The 16,501-nt window shown below is 68.3% G+C and carries 14 protein-coding genes; all 14 read right to left on the reverse strand.

Going from position 1 to position 16,501, the window contains the following annotated elements; genetic code table 11:
- Positions 1-1,266, reverse strand: coding sequence for a cell division protein FtsA (gene ftsA, locus A9D14_RS10360; protein WP_066846058.1), 1,266 nt, complete (start codon positions 1,264-1,266; stop codon positions 1-3).
- A 5-nt stretch (positions 1,267-1,271) separates the two neighbouring features.
- Positions 1,272-2,249 carry a cell division protein FtsQ/DivIB gene (locus A9D14_RS10365; RefSeq protein ID WP_066846062.1) on the reverse strand — a complete coding sequence of 326 codons (978 nt, stop codon included), beginning with the start codon at positions 2,247-2,249 and terminating at the stop codon, positions 1,272-1,274.
- A complete protein-coding gene (murB, locus tag A9D14_RS10370; protein WP_083988040.1) occupies positions 2,246-3,214 on the reverse strand; it encodes a UDP-N-acetylmuramate dehydrogenase in 969 nt (322 codons plus the stop codon). Before murB ends, A9D14_RS10365 begins: the two co-directional genes overlap by 4 nt.
- Positions 3,214-4,584, reverse strand: coding sequence for a UDP-N-acetylmuramate--L-alanine ligase (gene murC / locus A9D14_RS10375; protein ID WP_066848885.1), 1,371 nt, complete (start codon positions 4,582-4,584; stop codon positions 3,214-3,216). Before murC ends, murB begins: the two co-directional genes overlap by 1 nt.
- A gap of 68 nt (positions 4,585-4,652) precedes the next feature.
- Positions 4,653-5,864: an undecaprenyldiphospho-muramoylpentapeptide beta-N-acetylglucosaminyltransferase gene (murG, locus tag A9D14_RS10380; RefSeq protein WP_066846069.1), complete on the reverse strand. Its 1,212-nt coding sequence runs from the start codon at positions 5,862-5,864 to the stop codon at positions 4,653-4,655.
- Positions 5,861-7,081 carry an FtsW/RodA/SpoVE family cell cycle protein gene (locus tag A9D14_RS10385; protein ID WP_066846072.1) on the reverse strand — a complete coding sequence of 407 codons (1,221 nt, stop codon included), beginning with the start codon at positions 7,079-7,081 and terminating at the stop codon, positions 5,861-5,863. Before A9D14_RS10385 ends, murG begins: the two co-directional genes overlap by 4 nt.
- Positions 7,078-8,475: a UDP-N-acetylmuramoyl-L-alanine--D-glutamate ligase gene (murD, locus tag A9D14_RS10390; RefSeq protein WP_066846075.1), complete on the reverse strand. Its 1,398-nt coding sequence runs from the start codon at positions 8,473-8,475 to the stop codon at positions 7,078-7,080. Before murD ends, A9D14_RS10385 begins: the two co-directional genes overlap by 4 nt.
- Positions 8,472-9,533, reverse strand: coding sequence for a phospho-N-acetylmuramoyl-pentapeptide-transferase (mraY, locus tag A9D14_RS10395; RefSeq protein WP_066846078.1), 1,062 nt, complete (start codon positions 9,531-9,533; stop codon positions 8,472-8,474). The genes murD and mraY overlap by 4 nt, the downstream gene beginning before the upstream one ends.
- Positions 9,534-9,676: 143 nt before the next feature.
- Positions 9,677-10,699, reverse strand: coding sequence for a UDP-N-acetylmuramoyl-tripeptide--D-alanyl-D-alanine ligase (locus A9D14_RS10400; RefSeq protein ID WP_066846085.1), 1,023 nt, complete (start codon positions 10,697-10,699; stop codon positions 9,677-9,679).
- An 11-nt stretch (positions 10,700-10,710) separates the two neighbouring features.
- The gene (locus A9D14_RS10405; protein ID WP_066846088.1) at positions 10,711-12,228 is read right to left on the reverse strand and encodes a UDP-N-acetylmuramoyl-L-alanyl-D-glutamate--2,6-diaminopimelate ligase; all 1,518 of its coding nucleotides are present in this window, start codon (positions 12,226-12,228) and stop codon (positions 10,711-10,713) included.
- Positions 12,228-13,871 carry a peptidoglycan D,D-transpeptidase FtsI family protein gene (locus A9D14_RS10410; protein WP_083988041.1) on the reverse strand — a complete coding sequence of 548 codons (1,644 nt, stop codon included), beginning with the start codon at positions 13,869-13,871 and terminating at the stop codon, positions 12,228-12,230. The genes A9D14_RS10405 and A9D14_RS10410 overlap by 1 nt, the downstream gene beginning before the upstream one ends.
- Positions 13,872-14,035: 164 nt before the next feature.
- Positions 14,036-14,698 (reverse strand): hypothetical protein, encoded by a 663-nt coding sequence (locus A9D14_RS10415; protein WP_066846091.1) that lies wholly within the window; start codon positions 14,696-14,698, stop codon positions 14,036-14,038.
- A complete protein-coding gene (gene rsmH, locus A9D14_RS10420) occupies positions 14,695-15,663 on the reverse strand; it encodes a 16S rRNA (cytosine(1402)-N(4))-methyltransferase RsmH (RefSeq protein ID WP_066846094.1) in 969 nt (322 codons plus the stop codon). Before rsmH ends, A9D14_RS10415 begins: the two co-directional genes overlap by 4 nt.
- Positions 15,660-16,169, reverse strand: coding sequence for a division/cell wall cluster transcriptional repressor MraZ (locus A9D14_RS10425; protein ID WP_066848888.1), 510 nt, complete (start codon positions 16,167-16,169; stop codon positions 15,660-15,662). The genes rsmH and A9D14_RS10425 overlap by 4 nt, the downstream gene beginning before the upstream one ends.
- Positions 16,170-16,501: the final 332 nt, after the last annotated feature.

Here is a 16,501-nt window from a genome sequence, read left to right on the forward strand (position 1 = left end):
TCAGAAATATTCGCGAATGGCGCGCATCAGCCGCGCGGGCATGGTCATGCGCGCGAAACGGCTGGCGGTCTGCCACCCGCCCGCGCTGGTGCGGATGTCCAGCGGATCCGCCGCGGCATAGAGGATCAGGCCCGACAGGCTGGCAAAGCCTGGGGTGGCATGCGCCTCGGGCAGGCCGCTCATCTTCGGGGCCGCGCCGGTGCGGACGGGCTTGGCCAGGGATTGCTGCATGTAATCTGCCAGCCCCGCCAACTCTCCGCCGCCGCCGGTCAGGACGATCTGGCGTCCATTGCCGCCGCGCCCGGTGACGAAGCCCAGCGACTTCAGCGTCGCCGCCACGTCCTGCGTCCAGCGCGCAAGCTGGCTGTTGATCACCGCGACCAGATCGGCGCGCAGGATCGTTTCCGCGCTCTCCGCGCCATTGCCCAGGGGAATACGCTCGCGGTGGTCGGTCGGGCTGGCTATGGCCGAGCCATAGACGCATTTCAGCCGCTCGGCCTGGGTGCGGCGCACCCCAAAAGCCGACGCGATGGCATCGGTAATGTCGCCCGAGCCATAGGGCAGCACCGCCATGCCGACCAGTATGCCGCCGACATGGACCGAAACATGCGTCACCTCGGCCCCGAAATCGACCATGGCAACGCCCAGCTCGCGCTCTTCCTCGGACAGGCAGGCGTGGCCGGTGGCGATACCGGCGCCCACCACGCCCTCGACATTGAGATGCGCGTTCTGCACCGCTTCCATGAGGTTTCGCAGCGGTCCGGTCTCGGCCTCCATCACATGGACCGCGACCGCCAGCCGTTCGGCGTGCAGCCCGCGCGGATTGCCCACGCCATGCGCGCCGTCCAGGATGTAATGCGCGGGCTGCGCATGCAGCACCACGCGCGGAGCGCCAGCGGGCGGAATGATCTGTTCGCGCGCGTCGGACATCAGATATTCGATGTCGTCCTGGTCGATGCGGCGGCCGCCGACCTCAAGGTCGATCTCGCGGATTTCGGACATCAGGCCCGCGTTGCCGCAGCCGATCCAGACCGAATCGACCTGGGTGTCGGCAGCGCGCTCGGCGCGTTCGATCGCGTCGCGGATCGCGTGGGTGGCCGCGTCCATGTCGGTGACATAGCCGCGCCGGATCCCCTCGGCCGCGCGGTGGCCGCTGCCCAGCACCACCAGCTCGCCATCGGCGGTCAGCCCCGCGATCATCGCGGCAATGCGGAACGATCCGATATCGACCGCCCCGATGGTCTTTTCTATGCGCATCGCCGCCATCTGCCCTAACCCCCGATTTCCTCGCCGGACTCCTGCGCCACGGCCGCCTGGGCCGCCTCGCTCTCAAGCCGCTTGCGCTGTGCTTCCATCTCGGCCTCTTCCGCCGCGCGGCCGGGCACGCGCATGTAGATGCGGTCGTCGGCGCGCATGTCGAACACCGTGACCTTGCCGCCCAGCAGGCGGTTCATCCCGTCGAGCCGCGCGAAGCTGAGCAGCGCATCGGTCGATTCCTCGTCCCCTTCGGGCAAGGCCACGACCTGCCCGGTCCTGAACGTCAGGTTCCAGCGGCGATTGCCGACCCATTCGGCGGCGCGCACCTGCGGCTTCAGCGCGGGCGCGGCATCGAGAAGCCCCGACAGTTCGGCCGCCCGGTCCGCCGCGCCTTCGCCCAACAGCACCAGCATCTTCTCCGCCTCGCCGCGCCTCACGGGTTCCAGGCGGTGGCCCGAAGGATCGATCAGCACATATTCCTCCCCCTCGCGCAGGACGGCGTGGGGGCGGCGTTCGACGATGTCGATCACCAGCGTATCGGGCAGCTGGCGCGACACGCGCGCATCGGCGACCCAGGGAAGCTGCAGCAGATCCTCGCGCAATACGTCAACGTCCATCAGCGGCATCGGCACCTGCTGCGCGGCGACCGCACGTTCGTAGATCGCCTGCCGGTCCATCCGGTCGACCCCGCGCACCTCGACCTTGCGGACGGTGAAGCCCGCCTCGTCCGCCAGGCCGCCGACGCGGTCGCGGATCGCTTCGGGCACGCCCGCATAGATCGCCAGCGCCACCAGCGACGCCGCCGCCAGTGCCACGAATACCGCGATGAAGAACTTCTGCAGCCCGGTTTCCGAGATCGGCACCTTGCTCCATGCCGCGCCGACTGCGCCGCCGGTCTTCTGCCTTGCCCCGCGCACGGCGCGCGCCTTGCCCTTGGCGGCGGTGGCGCGGCGTACGCCCTTGCCGCCGCGCTTGATGGTGGTCGCGCTCATCGCGCGGCCTCGTCTCTGGCGGCTTCGTCGGCGGTCAGGCCCACGCGGCGGATTTCCCATTCCAGTTCGATGCCGCTGTTTTCAAGCACGCGGCGGCGCACTTCCTCGCCCAGCGCCTCGATCTCGGCGCTGGTGGCGTTGCCGTTGTTGATCAGGAAATTGGTGTGCTTCTCGCTTACCTGCGCGTCGCCGATGGCAAGGCCGCGGCAACCCGCACGGTCGACCAGTTCCCACGCGCGTTCGCCTGGCGGGTTCTTGAACGTGCTTCCGCCCGTCTTGGTACGCAGCGGCTGAGAGGCTTCGCGCGCCTCGCTGATGCGGTCCATTTCGGACTGGATCGCGGCGGGATCGCCCCTTTCCCCCCGCATGGTGGCGCTGGTGACGATGGCACCTTCGGGCAGGTCGGAATGGCGATAGCTGTAGTTGAGGTCGTCCGGCGTGAACACGCGCCGCTCGCCGCTGCGCAGCACGACTTCAGCCTCCACCAGTATGTCCTTCACCTCGCGCCCATAGGCGCCGCCGTTCATGCGCACGAAACCGCCGACCGAGCCGGGGATCGACTTCAGGAATTCCAGCCCGGCGATGCCGTGGTCGCGCGCGCTGGAACTGGCCAGTACGCCCGATGTGCCGCCGCCCAGCTTCAGCGTCAGCCCGTCGATCTTCTCGACGCCCGAAAACCCCTTGCCCAGCCGCACGACGACGCCGTTCACGCCCCCGTCGCGGATGATCAGGTTCGACCCCAGCCCCAGCCCCATCACCGGCACCCATTCGGGCAGCGCGGACAGGAAAGCGGCCAGATCGCCCGCGTCGGCAGGCTCGAACAAAAGCTCGGCAGGGCCGCCGGTCTTGAACCAGGTCAGCTTCGCCAGCGGCGCATTCGCGGTCAGCCGCCCGCGCGTTTCGGGCAGCGTGATCGTGCCGCCGCGCAGCGCGTATTGCAGGCTTGTGTCGGGATTGCTGGCCATCAGCCCGCGCACTCTCGCCTCTTGGCGATCTCGCCCGCCAGATCGGCGGCCCAGCGCGTGATGTCGCCCGCACCCAGGCACACGACGATATCGCCCGGTTCCAGGATCGGGGCGAGCGTGTCGGCCAGCGCGTCCGCATCCTCGACGATGCCGGTGTGGCGATGGCCGCGTTCCTTCAGCCCCGCGACCAGCGCCTCGGCGCTCGCGCCCTCGATCGGCTGTTCGCCCGCGGCATAGACGGGGGTGACATAGACGATATCGGCATCGTTGAACGCGCTCTGGAAGTCTTCCATGTGGTCGTTGAGGCGCGAGTAGCGATGCGGCTGCGCCACCGCGATCACGCGGTTTTGCGCACCTTCGCGGGCGGCGGACAGCACCGCGCGGATCTCGACCGGGTGGTGGCCGTAATCGTCGATGACGACGGCCGGGTCCGCCCCGTCGAAGGCGATCTCGCCCACCTTGGTGAAGCGCCGCCGCACGCCGCCGAAACGGGCAAAGCCGTCGCGGATCGTGTCGGCCACGCAGTTCAGCTCGACCGCGACGGCCACGGCGGCCAGCGCGTTCAGCACGTTGTGGCGGCCCGGCATGGGCAGTTCGATGCCGTCGATGCGCTGCAGGCTGCCGTCGCGCTGGCGCAGCACGGCGTCGAAACAGTTGCCGCCCAGCACCGGGGTGACATTCTCGGCCCGGACGTCCGCCTGCGCCGAAAAGCCATAGGTGACGGTGCGTCGGTCGCGGATCTTGGGCAGGATCGCCTGCACTTCGGGATGGTCGAGGCACAGCACCGCCGCGCCATAGAAGGGCACGTTCTCGACGAATTCGACGAAGGCGTCCTTCACCGCGTCGAAGCTGCCGTAATGGTCGAGATGCTCGGGATCGATATTGGTGACGACCGCGATCGTGCCATCAAGACGCAGGAAGCTGCCGTCGCTCTCGTCGGCCTCGACGACCATCCAGTCGCTTTCGCCCACCCGCGCATTGGAGCCGTAGCTTTCGATGATGCCGCCATTGATCACGGTCGGGTCCACGCCGCCCGCATCCAGCAGCGCGGCGACCATCGACGTGGTGGTGGTCTTGCCGTGGGTTCCGGCGACCGCCACCGTGCGCTTCAGCCGCATCAGCTCGGCCAGCATCTCGGCGCGGCGCACGACGGGAATGCGCGCCTCGAGCGCGGCGACAACCTCGGGATTGGTGCGCTTGACGGCGGTCGAGATGACGAGGACCGCGACGCCGTCCACATTCTCGGCCTTTTGCCCGATGACGACGGGGATGCCCTTGGCGCGCAGGCTTTCGACCACGGCGCTTTCCCGCATGTCGCTGCCCTGCACCTTGTAGCCCAGGTTATGCATCACCTCGGCGATGCCGGACATGCCGATACCGCCGATCCCGGCGAAATGGATCGTGCCGATTTCCAGCAGCGGATCGGGGGTGGCCGCGTTCACTTCGCGTCCTCCGCGACCTTGCTGGCGGCGGGGGCGGCCGCGGCGGAGGATTTCGCCGGCGCGGACCTGCCGACCTTGATCACGTCCATCAGCGGCGTGCCGCCGAACCCTTCGACCAGATCGGCGAGGTCGCGCGCCGCATCGGGGCGGCCGCAGATCCACGAGCGGTGCGCCGCATTGGCCAGCGTCTCGGGCTCTTCCGCCATGGCCAGCATCTGCTCGGCCAGTGCCTCGGCCGTGAAGGCGGGTTCGGGGATCGCGCGGGCGCCCCCTGCCTCGGCCATCTCGCGGGCATTGGCGGTCTGGTGGTCGTCCATCGCGATGGCCAGCGGGATCAGGATCGCGGGGCGGCCCACGGCGGTCAGTTCCGCGATGGTCGACGCGCCCGCGCGGCCGACGAACAGATGCGCGTCGGCAAGGCGCTGGGCCATGTCCTCGAAATAGGTGCCAAGCTCGGCGGGTATGCCGCTGGCCGCATAGGATTCGCGCACCGCCTCGATATCCTCGGGCCGGCATTGCTGCGTCACCTGCAGGCGGTGGCGCATGTCCCGGGGCAGCGCGGCGAAGCCCGCGGGCACCACGCGGCTAAGGATGCGCGCGCCCTGGCTTCCGCCCGTGACCAGCACGCGCAGCAGACCGTCCTTCAGGAACGGCGGAAAGGCCTGGTCGCGCAGCGCCAGCACTTCCTCGCGCACCGGATTGCCGATCAGGTGGATCTTGCTGGCCGCCTTGGCGGGCATGCGGTCGATCCGTTCATAAGCGGTCGCGACCGCCGCCGCGCTGCCCGCCAGATAGCGGTTCACCCGGCCCAGCACGGCGTTCTGTTCGTGAATGACGAAGGGCACGCCCGCCGCCCGCGCCGCCAGCAGTGTTGGCATCGCGGGATAGCCGCCGAAACCGACGACGCAGGCAGGCTCCATCTCGCGCATCAGGCGCAGCGCCATGCGGCGGCCCTTGCGGATCGCGTTGAGCCCGCGCAGCTTGCCAAGGACGCCGCCGTCCATGCGCCCTGCGGGCAGGACATATGCCTCCATGCCCGCCGGCTTGCCGGGAATTGCCTCGCCCCGCGTGTCGGTGACCAGCGCAACCTTGTGCCCGCGCGCGATCAGCTCGCTCGCCAGCGCGAAGGCGGGTATCATGTGGCCGCCGGTGCCCCCGGCTGCCAGGATATAATGGCGGGTCGCGCGCGGCGCGGCCTGCTTGCTCATCGTCTCATACCTCCATGGCCGACGGGCAAGCCGTCGCGCGTCAGGAACGGATTGCGCCGCGTGACCGCCAGCATCAGGCCGACGGTCAGGCACAATGCGATCATGGACGAGCCGCCATAGCTGATCAACGGAAGGGTCATTCCCTTGGAGGGAAACAGCTGCAGGTTCACCGCGATATTGATGAACGCCTGCCCGCCCAGCAGCGAGGCGAGGCCCGTTCCCGCGAGAATCGTGAACAGGTCCTCCTCGTCCTTCAGCCGCCACAGCACGCGGACCACCAATGCGCAATAGAGCAGCGCAATGGTGCTGACCGCCAGCAGGCCGAATTCCTCGCCGATCACGGACAATATATAGTCGGTATGCGCCTCGGGCAGCGAGTTCTTGCGCGTGCCCATCCACAGGCCCTGCCCGAACCACCCGCCCGACAGCATCGTCTTGCGGGCAAGATCGACCTGGCTATAGGCCTCGCTTCCGCCCAGGAATGCGTCGATGCGGTGGCGCGCATTGTCATAGAAGAAATAGGCGGCGATCACGATGGTCATGATCAGCCCCACCGCCATGCCGATGCGCTGCACCGGCAGGCCCGCGGTGATAACCAGCACCAGGCAGACGCCCGCCAGCAGCATAGCCGTGCCGAAATCGGGCTGCAGCATCAGCAACGCGACCGAGGCGAGCAGCACACCAAAGGCCAGCCCGATCACCGGTATCTGCGGATCGCGCACCCGCCAGGACAGCATCCACGCCAGCAGCAACGTATAGGCCGGCTTGTAGAATTCAGACGGCTGGAAAGACGCGCCCAGATTGATCCAGCGCCGCGCGCCATTGATCTCGTGCCCCACGAAGGGCGTGACGATCAGCAGAGCGAACATGGCGCACGCCAGCAGGATCGCCCCGCGCCGCGCATTCTCGCGCGAGAGCATGGACGAGCCGAACATCACCGCCAGCCCCATCACCAGCCAGGCGAGGTGCTGCTTGAAAAACATCATCTCGTCCAGCGTCTTGGCCGCTGTCGACAGACGGTGCGCGCTGGCCGCCGATCCCGCCGCGACGCCGATGATGCCCACGCCCATCAGGGTCAGCACCAGGAACAGGATGACGCGGTCGATCTCGCGCCACCAGACGGTCAGGTCGTGGACGCGGCCCTTGCGGCGGCGCGGAGTGCGGGCGACGATATGGACGCCGTCGGCGCCGCGTTCGAAATGGGGTGCAACGCTCATGACTGCCCCTCTGCCGTGTCGCCGTCCGCCAGCATCGCCACCAGGCTGGCAAAGGCCTCGCCCCGCTTTTCGTAATCACGGAACTGGTCGAAGCTGGCGCAGGCGGGCGACAGCAATACCACGTCACCGGGCCGCGCGGCCTCGGCGGCGGCGCGTACCGCCTCGCCCATCATTTCCGAACGCTGGACCGGCACGCGGCCTTCCAGCAGGCGGCTGAACATGGGCCCCGCCTCGCCGATGGTATAGGCGGCGGCGACATGGTCCAGCATGGCCTCGCATTCACCCAGCGTGTCGCCCTTGGGCAGGCCGCCGACGATCCAGTGGATGCGGGCGCGCCCGTCATGGGGCGGGAACGCGGCCAGCGCGGGAGCGGTGGAGGCGGGATTGGTCGCCTTGGAATCGTTGACGAAGGCGACGCCGGCGATCTCGCCCACCCGCTCCATCCGGTGGGGCAGGCCGCGAAAGCTCTTCAGCCCGGCCTCGATATCGTCTTCCTCGACCCCGAAGCGGCGCGCGATGGCCACCGCCGCCGCCGCATTGCCGCGATTGTGCGGCCCTTGCAGCGAGGGCCAGTCGGCGGGGCTGCCGGGCAGCGACACATCCTCGATCACGATGGGCGACCGGTGCGCCATCGCCCGCGCGACCGAGGGCAGCTTCATGCTGCCGCGATCGACCAGCGCCATGGCCCGCGCGTCCTGCAGCCCGAACAGGCGGACCTTGCTTTCGGTATAGGCTTCGAAACTGCCGTCATAACGGTCGAGATGATCGGGTGAGACGTTCAGGATCGCCGCCGCCTCGCACGACAGGCTGTTGGTGATGTCGATCTGGTAGCTGGACAATTCGAACACATAGATGGCCGGACCCATGGCATTGGGCTCTAGCGCTTCGGTCGACAGCACGGGAATGCCGATATTGCCGCCCAGCCGCGTGGAATAGCCCGCGCCTTTCAGCAGATGATGCAGCAGTGCGCAGGTGGTGGACTTGCCATTCGTGCCGGTGATGCCCGCGACCTTGTGCGGCGGCAGCTTGGCGCGGGCCTGCGCGAACAGTTCGATGTCGCCGATGATGGGAACGCCGGTGGCGCGCGCAATCTCGGTAATCGGATGGCGGTTCAGGGGCACGCCGGGCGATACGACGATGCCGTCATAGCCCGCGACCGAGAAACGGTCGATCTCGGCCACCTGCAGCATGCCGCGGCAATCGCCCACCAGCTGTTCGGCAAGGCGGCGTGCTTCCGGGTCGCGGTCCCACGCCAGCACCCGCGCACCCGCGTCGCACAGCGCGCGGATCGATGCCATGCCGGTACGGGCGAGGCCGAGCACGGCATAGTTGCGCCCCGCGAACACGCTGGGCGGCAATATGCCCGAGGCGGAGGGGGCAGCGCCTTGCGTCATCGCACCTTCAGCGTCGCCAGCCCGATCACGGCCAGCACGATGGCCACGATCCAGAAGCGCACGACCACGGTGGATTCGGCCCAGCCCTTCTGTTCGAAATGATGATGGATCGGGGCCATGCGGAACACGCGCCTGCCGGTGCGCTTGAACCAGAACACCTGCACGATCACCGACACCGCTTCCAGCACGAACAGCCCGCCGACGATGGCCAGCACGACCTCGTGATGGGCGGCGACCGCTATGGTGCCCAGCGCCCCGCCCAGTGCCAGCGATCCGGTGTCGCCCATGAACACGGCGGCGGGCGGCGCGTTGAACCACAGGAAAGCAAGACCCGCCCCGATGATCGCGGCGCACAGGATCGACAATTCGCCCGCGCTTTCGACATAGGGGATGCCCAGATAGCCGGCGTAATCGATGCGCCCCACCAGATAGGCGATGATGGCGAATGTGCCGCTGGCGATGATCACCGGCATGATGGCCAGCCCGTCCAGCCCGTCGGTCAGGTTCACCGCATTGCCCGCGCCGACGATGACGAAGGCGGCGAACACGTAATAGAACGGCCCCAGCGGAATGCCGAAGCTGACGAAGGGCAGATAGAGCGTCGTCTCGCCCACCACCAGCCAGGCGGCGATGCCCGCGATCAGGAACTCGGCCGCCAGGCGCACCTTGCCCGGCACGCCCTTGTGGCTGGCCTTGCGGACCTTGTCATAGTCGTCGAGGAAACCGATCAGCCCGAAACCCAGCGTCACCGCGATGCAGGCCCAGACGGCCGCGTTGTTCAGGTCCATCCACAGCAGCATCGACACCGATACCGCCGCCATGATCAGCAGCCCGCCCATGGTGGGCGTGCCGCGCTTCGCCAGATGGGTCTGCGGGCCGTCCAGCCGGATCGGCTGGCCCTTGCCCTGCCGCACGCGCAGCAGGTCGATGAAGCGCGGGCCGATCAGCAGGCCGATCGCCAGCGCCGTCAGCAGGCAGGCGCCCGCCCGAAAGCTCTGGTATCGGACCAGGTTGGCCAGCCCTTCGAAATCGAGCCACTGGGCGATCAGGTACAGCATTCGCGCTCCTTGGACACCGCTTTGATATTGCGGCCACGCAGCCATAGGCAATGCGCGATGCCAACGACCATGTGAAGCGCTCCCCTCAGCCTTTCCCCACCTGAACGATGGCTGGACCGGCCGTCATCGCCGTGGGCCCTGCCTCAGACCGCGACGGCGAGGGGGGCTTCGACCTGATCCACGTGCCCGCACAGGGCCAGAGCCGCGGCGCCCAGCGACGCCCCGCCGGCGCGCATCGCGCCCATGATCGCCAGCGATTCCATCGCGTCGCCTTCCTCGAACAGGTCCTCGGCGAGCGACCAGCACATCGCGCGGCCCATCATGTCGGCCGTGACCAATGTCGTGCCGTCGTCCAGCGTGACCGTGTCGATCAGACGGATGTCGGCGCTGGGCTTGCGGCCATAGCCATAGACCTGCGCGCCCGCATCCAGCGCGGCGGCGCGCCATGCGGCGAAGTCGCAGCTGTCGGCGGGCAGCACTGCCGCGCCGCCCTGCTGCAACGTGGCGGCGATGCCCTCGCCAGTGCGGTGATCCAGCGTGGGGCCCGAGATGAACAGGTGCGGGCGCAGCGCACGCGCATCGTCGACGCTGTCCAGCGTAAAGATTGCATGGTTGCGGTCCGCCGCCAGCGTGCAGAGCGATGCGGCCATGCCAAGCTCGGCATCGGCGCTCCACGCCATGCCGCGGCTGGCGCGGTCGAGCGCGTCGTGCAGCACCACGTCGACCAGCGAACCCGGCGCAAAACCGGCAAGCGCCGTCATCGTGGCGCGCGAGCGATTGCGCGATGCGCGCGCGATGCGGGCCAGCGCCACGTGGATTTCGTCGACGCGCACGTGCGGGCCGCGCAGCCTGTGGACCGACAGGCACCCCGCCGCGCCGTTCTGCAGTGCGGCCATGGCATCGACCTCGCCCTGCGCGACATAGAGCGAGCCGCGCTGCACCTCGCCCGGCGTGAAGGCGACGTGGCTGGCGGCGAAATCGCCGTGCACCGTGCCGTCGGTCGCCATCGCCAGCGTATGGGCGCGCCACAGGGGGCGTTCGCCGCCTGCATCGCTATCCTCGATGATCGCGATCCTTGTCGCGTCGGGCACCGGGCGGATGGTCTTCAGCGCCGGGCTTTTCTGAACCGGGCTCTTCAGGGCGGCGGTCTTGAGGACGGATTTCATGGGAGCTCCACTCATGCTGCGCACTCTCTTGCTACGGTGACGTCGTCGAAAGGGTGGACGCGTGTGGCTTCGCCGCGCCCATAAACCTGGCCTTGTTCGTGGCCCTTGCCGGCGATCAGGACGATGTCGCCCCTGCCGGCCTGCCGGATCGCGGCGGCGATGGCATCGCGCCGGCCTGCGATCTCGGTGACATTGCTTGCGCCTTCCGCGCCGACCATGACGGCGGTGCGGATATGGGCGGGGTCCTCGCCGCGCGGATTGTCGTCGGTGACGATCGCGGCATCGGCATCGCGCGCCGCGATGGCCCCCATCGGCGCGCGCTTGCCCGCGTCGCGGTCCCCGCCGGCGCCGAACACGACGATCAGGCGGCCTTCCGCGCCGACATGCGGGCGCAGCGCCGCGATGGCGGCTTCCAGCGCCTCGGGCGTATGGGCGTAATCGACATAGGCGGGCGCGCCCGCGCGGTTGATCGCCGCGCGCTCCAGCCGTCCGCGCACCGGCTGCAGCCGCGACATCGCGTCGAACACCTGCGCCGCCGCCGGACCCGACGCATCCGCGGTCGCCAGTACCAGCCCCGCCGCCATCAGCGCATTGGCGGCCTGGTACGCCCCGATCAGCGGCAGCCTTACCTTGTACTCCGCGCCGCCGAAGCCAAGCGCCAGTTCCTGCCCCAACTCGGTCGGGTGCCGGCCGTTGAGGCGGATACCGTCCTCGCCGGCGCGATTGCCGATGGAAAGAACCGACAGCCCGCGCCTGCGTGCATGGTCGATCGCCGCGTCGCTGTGCAGATCGTCGGCCCAGATCACCGCCTTGCCGCCATCCGCGACCACCTCGTCGAAGAGGCGCATCTTGGCGGCGAAATACTCTTCCATCGTGTCGTGATAGTCGAGGTGATCGCGCGACAGATTGGTGAACGCCCCCGCCGCGACTTTCAGCCCTTCGTTGCGGAATTGCGAGAGGCCGTGGCTCGACGCTTCATAGGCGACATGTGTCACGCCTTCGCGCGCCAGCCCGGTCATGTTCGACAGGAAGGTGACGATGTCGGGGGTGGTCAGGCCGGTCGACACGCTCTCGTCCGGGGTGGTCACGCCCAGCGTGCCGATGCTGGCCGCCGAAAAACCGCACATGCGCCAGATCTGGCGCGTCATCTCGACGGTAGAGGTCTTGCCGTTGGTGCCGGTGACCGCGACGATGGTGGCGGGCACGGGCACGAAGAACTGCGCCGCCATGCGTGCGAAGGCGCGGCGGGGCATCGGGTCAGCGACATGCACCGCGCCCGTTACCCTGGCGCCGGGGCGCGCCACGATGGCGACCGCGCCGCTGGCGATGGCCGCGTCGATGAAATCCTCGCCATTGACGCTGGCGCCCTGGAACGCGCCGAATATCGTGCCGGGGGCGACCTTGCGGTGGTCGATGGCAAAGCCGGTCACCGCCGCATCGCTCGCGCCGCCCGCATCGCCCAAGCCGCCCGCATCGCCCAAGCCGCCCGCATCCAGGCCCGCCCGTTCCATGATGGCCGAAAGCCGCATCAGTGTGCTTCCTTCCCGACCAGCGGACGCAAATCCGTCAGGTCGATATCTCGGCTGGCTTCGGGATAGACGCCCAGCATCGGGCCGATGCGCGGCACCACATTCCCGACCACCATCGCGGCGTTCCATGCCGCGGTGCGCTGATAGGAGGTTGCCGCCGTGCCCTGCGGCTCGTCCATCATCGCGACGACCACGAAGCGCGGGTTGTCCATGGGAAAGGCGCTGGCGAAGGTGGTGATCAGCGACGTGCGCCTGTACCCGCCCGCGCCCGGCTTTTCGGCGCTGCCCGTCTTGCCACCGATGCGGAAGCCCGGCGCGTCGGCCTTGCGGCCCGTGCCGTCTGTGACGATCATGCGCAGCATCTGGCGCATGCGCGCGCTGGTCGCTTCCTTGAACACGCGGCGTCCTTCGGGCACTTCGCCCGCGCCCAGCTTCTTCAGAGTGGCCGGGCGCCACACGCCGCCATTGACCATCGCCGCATAGGCGCTGGCAAGATGCAGCGGCGTGACCGCGACGCCGTGGCCATAGGACACGGTCATGGTGGTCAGGCGCGGCCATTCGCCCGAGCGCCAGATCGGAAATCCGCGAGCGGGCAGTTCGATATAGGGCCGCTCGTTGAAGCCCAGGTCTTCCATCTTGGCCTTCATGCGCGCCGAGCCGAGTTCGTCGGCGATCTGCGCGGTGCCGATGTTGGACGAATGCATCAGTATCTCGGGCACGTTGAGCGATGCGCCGATCCTGTGGCTGTCGCGGATCGAGAAGCGGCCCACGCGCAGCGGCGCTCCCGTCGGCCAGCGGCGCGCGAGATTGCCGATCGTGCCCGCGTCGATCGCCGCGGCAATGGTCAGCGGCTTGAAGGTGGACCCAAGCTCGTAGACCTGGTTGGTCACGCGGTTGAACATCAGTTCCATGCCGCGTTCGTCGATATGGTTGGGATCGAAAGTCGGCAGCGAGGCGAGTGCGACGACTTCGCCGGTATCGACATCCATCACGATGCCGCCTGCGCCCTTGGCCTGCGCCAGGCCCATCACGCGGTACAGCTCGTCCTCAAGCGCGGCCTGGACCCGCGCGTCGATGGCCAGCGCCACTGGCGCACCGCGCGTGGCGGGGTCGGTCAGCTGCTTGTCGAACACTTCCTCCATGCCGACATGGCCGTTGCCGTCCGCGCCCACATAGCCCAGCACGTGGGCCGCAAGCGTGCCTTCGGGGTAATAGCGGCTGGGTTCGGCGGGCGGGTTCAGCGCCGGTTCGCCGATGGCATGCACGCGGTTGGCCTGTTCGGGCAGGATGCGGCGGCGCAGGTACTGCCCCTTGCCGCTGGCAAGGCGGCGGGTCAGGTCGGCCTGGTCCATGTCGGGGAAGATCTTGACCAGCTCGGCCGCGATCTCGCCGGCCGGGCGGGTCAGCGGCTCGCCGCCTTCCATCGCCTTGGGATTGAACCACAGCGCATAGCTCTTGAAATCGCGGGCCAGCGGGATGCCGTTGCGGTCGGTGATCTCGCCCCGGTCGGGCACAAGCAGGCTGCTGGTGCTGGCATGCGCGGTATCCGCCTCGAACAGGCCCAGCATGCCGACGCGCAGCACCAGCACCGCCGTGGCGGCGGCGAAGATGAAGGCGATCACGATGGCGCGCTGCTTTGCCATCTTCAGCGTTTCGGTGCGCAGATTATAGCGGCGCGCGGGCGGCGGCGGCGCGAAACCGTAATCGCCAGGCTCAAGCGCGGGCGCGCCGGCGGCGTTCTGCACGCGCGCCGCCGCTCCCCGCAGATCGGGAAGATTGACCGAGGGAAAGAGCGGCAGCGTGGCCATCAGTTGCGCTTCGCTCCCGCTTCGGCGACGACGCCGCCGAAATCGAAGCTCTCGGCGAACTGGCTGGCGTTCTTCGGCGCGGGTTCGGGCGCGAGGCGGCGGGCGATCTCGGCGCGCTCGCCCGCGGTCAGCGCCTTGGGTGCCTTGGGGTTCACGGCGGCGACGCGCGCCGGCTCCTCCTCGCCCTGCAATGGCTTGGCGATGCGCTGCCCGGCAGGGGCCGCCTTCTCGTCACGCGCGACCAGCTGGCGCATCATCTGCGGCGCCTGCGTATCGGCAGCGGCAAGCCGGACCCCTTCCGCCAGCGCAGGCGCATCGGCGGCATCGGCCATCAGCACGTCGCCCGCACCGCTGGGCGCGATGTCGAGCGGCTTGCCCAGCGCGGCCAGCTGCGTTCCGTCGGACATGAACTGGCTGGCGTCGGGCGCGACATAGCCGAAGTCCACCTCGTTCCAGCGGGCCAGCTGCTGCTGGCGGGCACGGGTCTGGAATTCGGTCTCGAGCGTCGCGATCTCTTCCTGAACCGACGTGATCTGGCGCTCGGCATCGGCGATGTCGCTCTTCACCGCGGTCACCTGCAGCATCAGCGCAAAGCAGATCGCACCCGACACGCCCAGTGCACCGGCCCAGAGAACGGAGTGGAAGCGGTTGCGATTGGTCATGCGAAGACCCTTTCGGATTCGGGACGAGCGGAAGCAGACGTGCGCACGGCGGCGCGCAGCACAGCAGAACGGGAGCGCGGATTGCGCGCGATTTCGGCATCGGTGGCACGCACGGCACGCATCGGCTTTTCGAAGGCGGCCTGTCCGGACGACCGCTGATCGGGCAGATGGCGCGAGGGCGCGGCACCGCTATTAGACGCATCGCGCAGGAAACGCTTTACCATGCGGTCTTCAAGACTGTGGAAAGTCACGACCGCCAGGCGCCCGCCTTCGCGCAGCAGATCCTCCGCCGCGCCGAGGCCCGCGGCCAGCTCGTCCAGCTCGCCGTTCACGTGGATGCGGATCGCCTGGAAGCTGCGGGTCGCGGGATCCTTGGGCATGTGCGGCTTGTAACCCAGCGCCTTGCGCACGACCTGCGCCAGCTGGCCGGTCGTCTCCAGCGGGCGGGCCGCGACGATGGCGCGGGCGACGCGGCGCGACTGACGTTCTTCACCATATTGATAAAGCACGTCGGCGATGGCGCCTTCGTCGGCGGTGTTGACGAAATCGGCGGCGCTCTCGCCCTCGCGGCTCATCCGCATGTCGAGCGGTCCGTCGAGCGAAAAGGCAAATCCGCGCTCCGCCTGGTCGAGCTGCATCGACGACACGCCGATATCCATGACCACCCCGTCGACGCGGGACACGCCCGCAGCGGCCATGGCGTCGGTCATCTCGGAAAAGCGGCGCGGGTGCAGGATCAGGCGCGGGTCATCGCCGGCCAGTTCGGGCCAGGCGACGGCATTCCTGTGAACGGCTTCGATCGCAGTGGGGTCGCGATCAAAGCCGTGCACGATGGCGCCTGCATCCAGCAGGGCGCGGGTGTAACCACCGGCACCGAAAGTGGCGTCGATGATCACGTCGCCGACCCGAGGGGAGAGCGCGGCGAGAACCTCTTCGAGAAGGACGGGCGTGTGCGGAGCGGTCACTTGCGGCCCCTCCCCTTCGCGGGCTTGGCGGCATCGGCCATCATCGCCCGGCAGGCGGCCTTGGCGGCATCCCATTCACTGCCCATGGCGAACAGTTTTTCGGGGTTCCAGATGGTGAAGAAGGCGCCGCCGCCCTGGAAGAACAGCTGGTCGTCCAGCCCGCCAAGCTCGACCATGAAGTCGGGCAGGATGAAGCGGCCGGAATCGTCGAAGGGCACTTCCTGGAAACCGAACAGCTGGGCAGAGCGGGTGTCGCGGTCGAACGCGCGCCCGGCCTGGTAGGCACGGTCTTCCTCGCGGTCGAGCTCTTCCTCAAGCCGGTCTAGGCGGGAGAGGCCGAAGCCGGTCAAGCAGTCGAAACGGTCATGCTTGGCGACGCAGAGCACGCGCTGGTCTTCGGAACTTTCGCGGATCACCTTGCGGAAGCTGGGCGGCAGGACGAACCGGCCTTTTTCGCCGCGAAGCGAAAAGCCCTGTCCCCTGTAAATGAATGGCCTTGAAGCCACCGGCACCACCCCGCGAAATCCCTGCTAGCCCCCGGGTTTCGCAAGACACAGCCCTCCATGCACCGGGGCGCACGCTGCCGTGGCCCGGCGCACCCCCGAAGGGCGCGGCAAACGAAACATCCGATTGAATGATCAGGTCTTACATCGGGATCATTGGGGATGAAAGGGGAAATTGCGGGAAATCATGTCCACAAGCGATCAAGCGGTGGAAATCCGCCACTCCCCGAGCGGGGCGATTTCGCCTTTCGCACAGCCATCACGGACCTGTTACGCGCGGAATCGCACGGATTCCATGCCTCTCCCGTCAAATCCCCAATGATTGAGATGCCGTT

This window comes from Croceicoccus marinus, from assembly GCF_001661675.2.
Taxonomy (GTDB): domain Bacteria; phylum Pseudomonadota; class Alphaproteobacteria; order Sphingomonadales; family Sphingomonadaceae; genus Croceicoccus; species Croceicoccus marinus.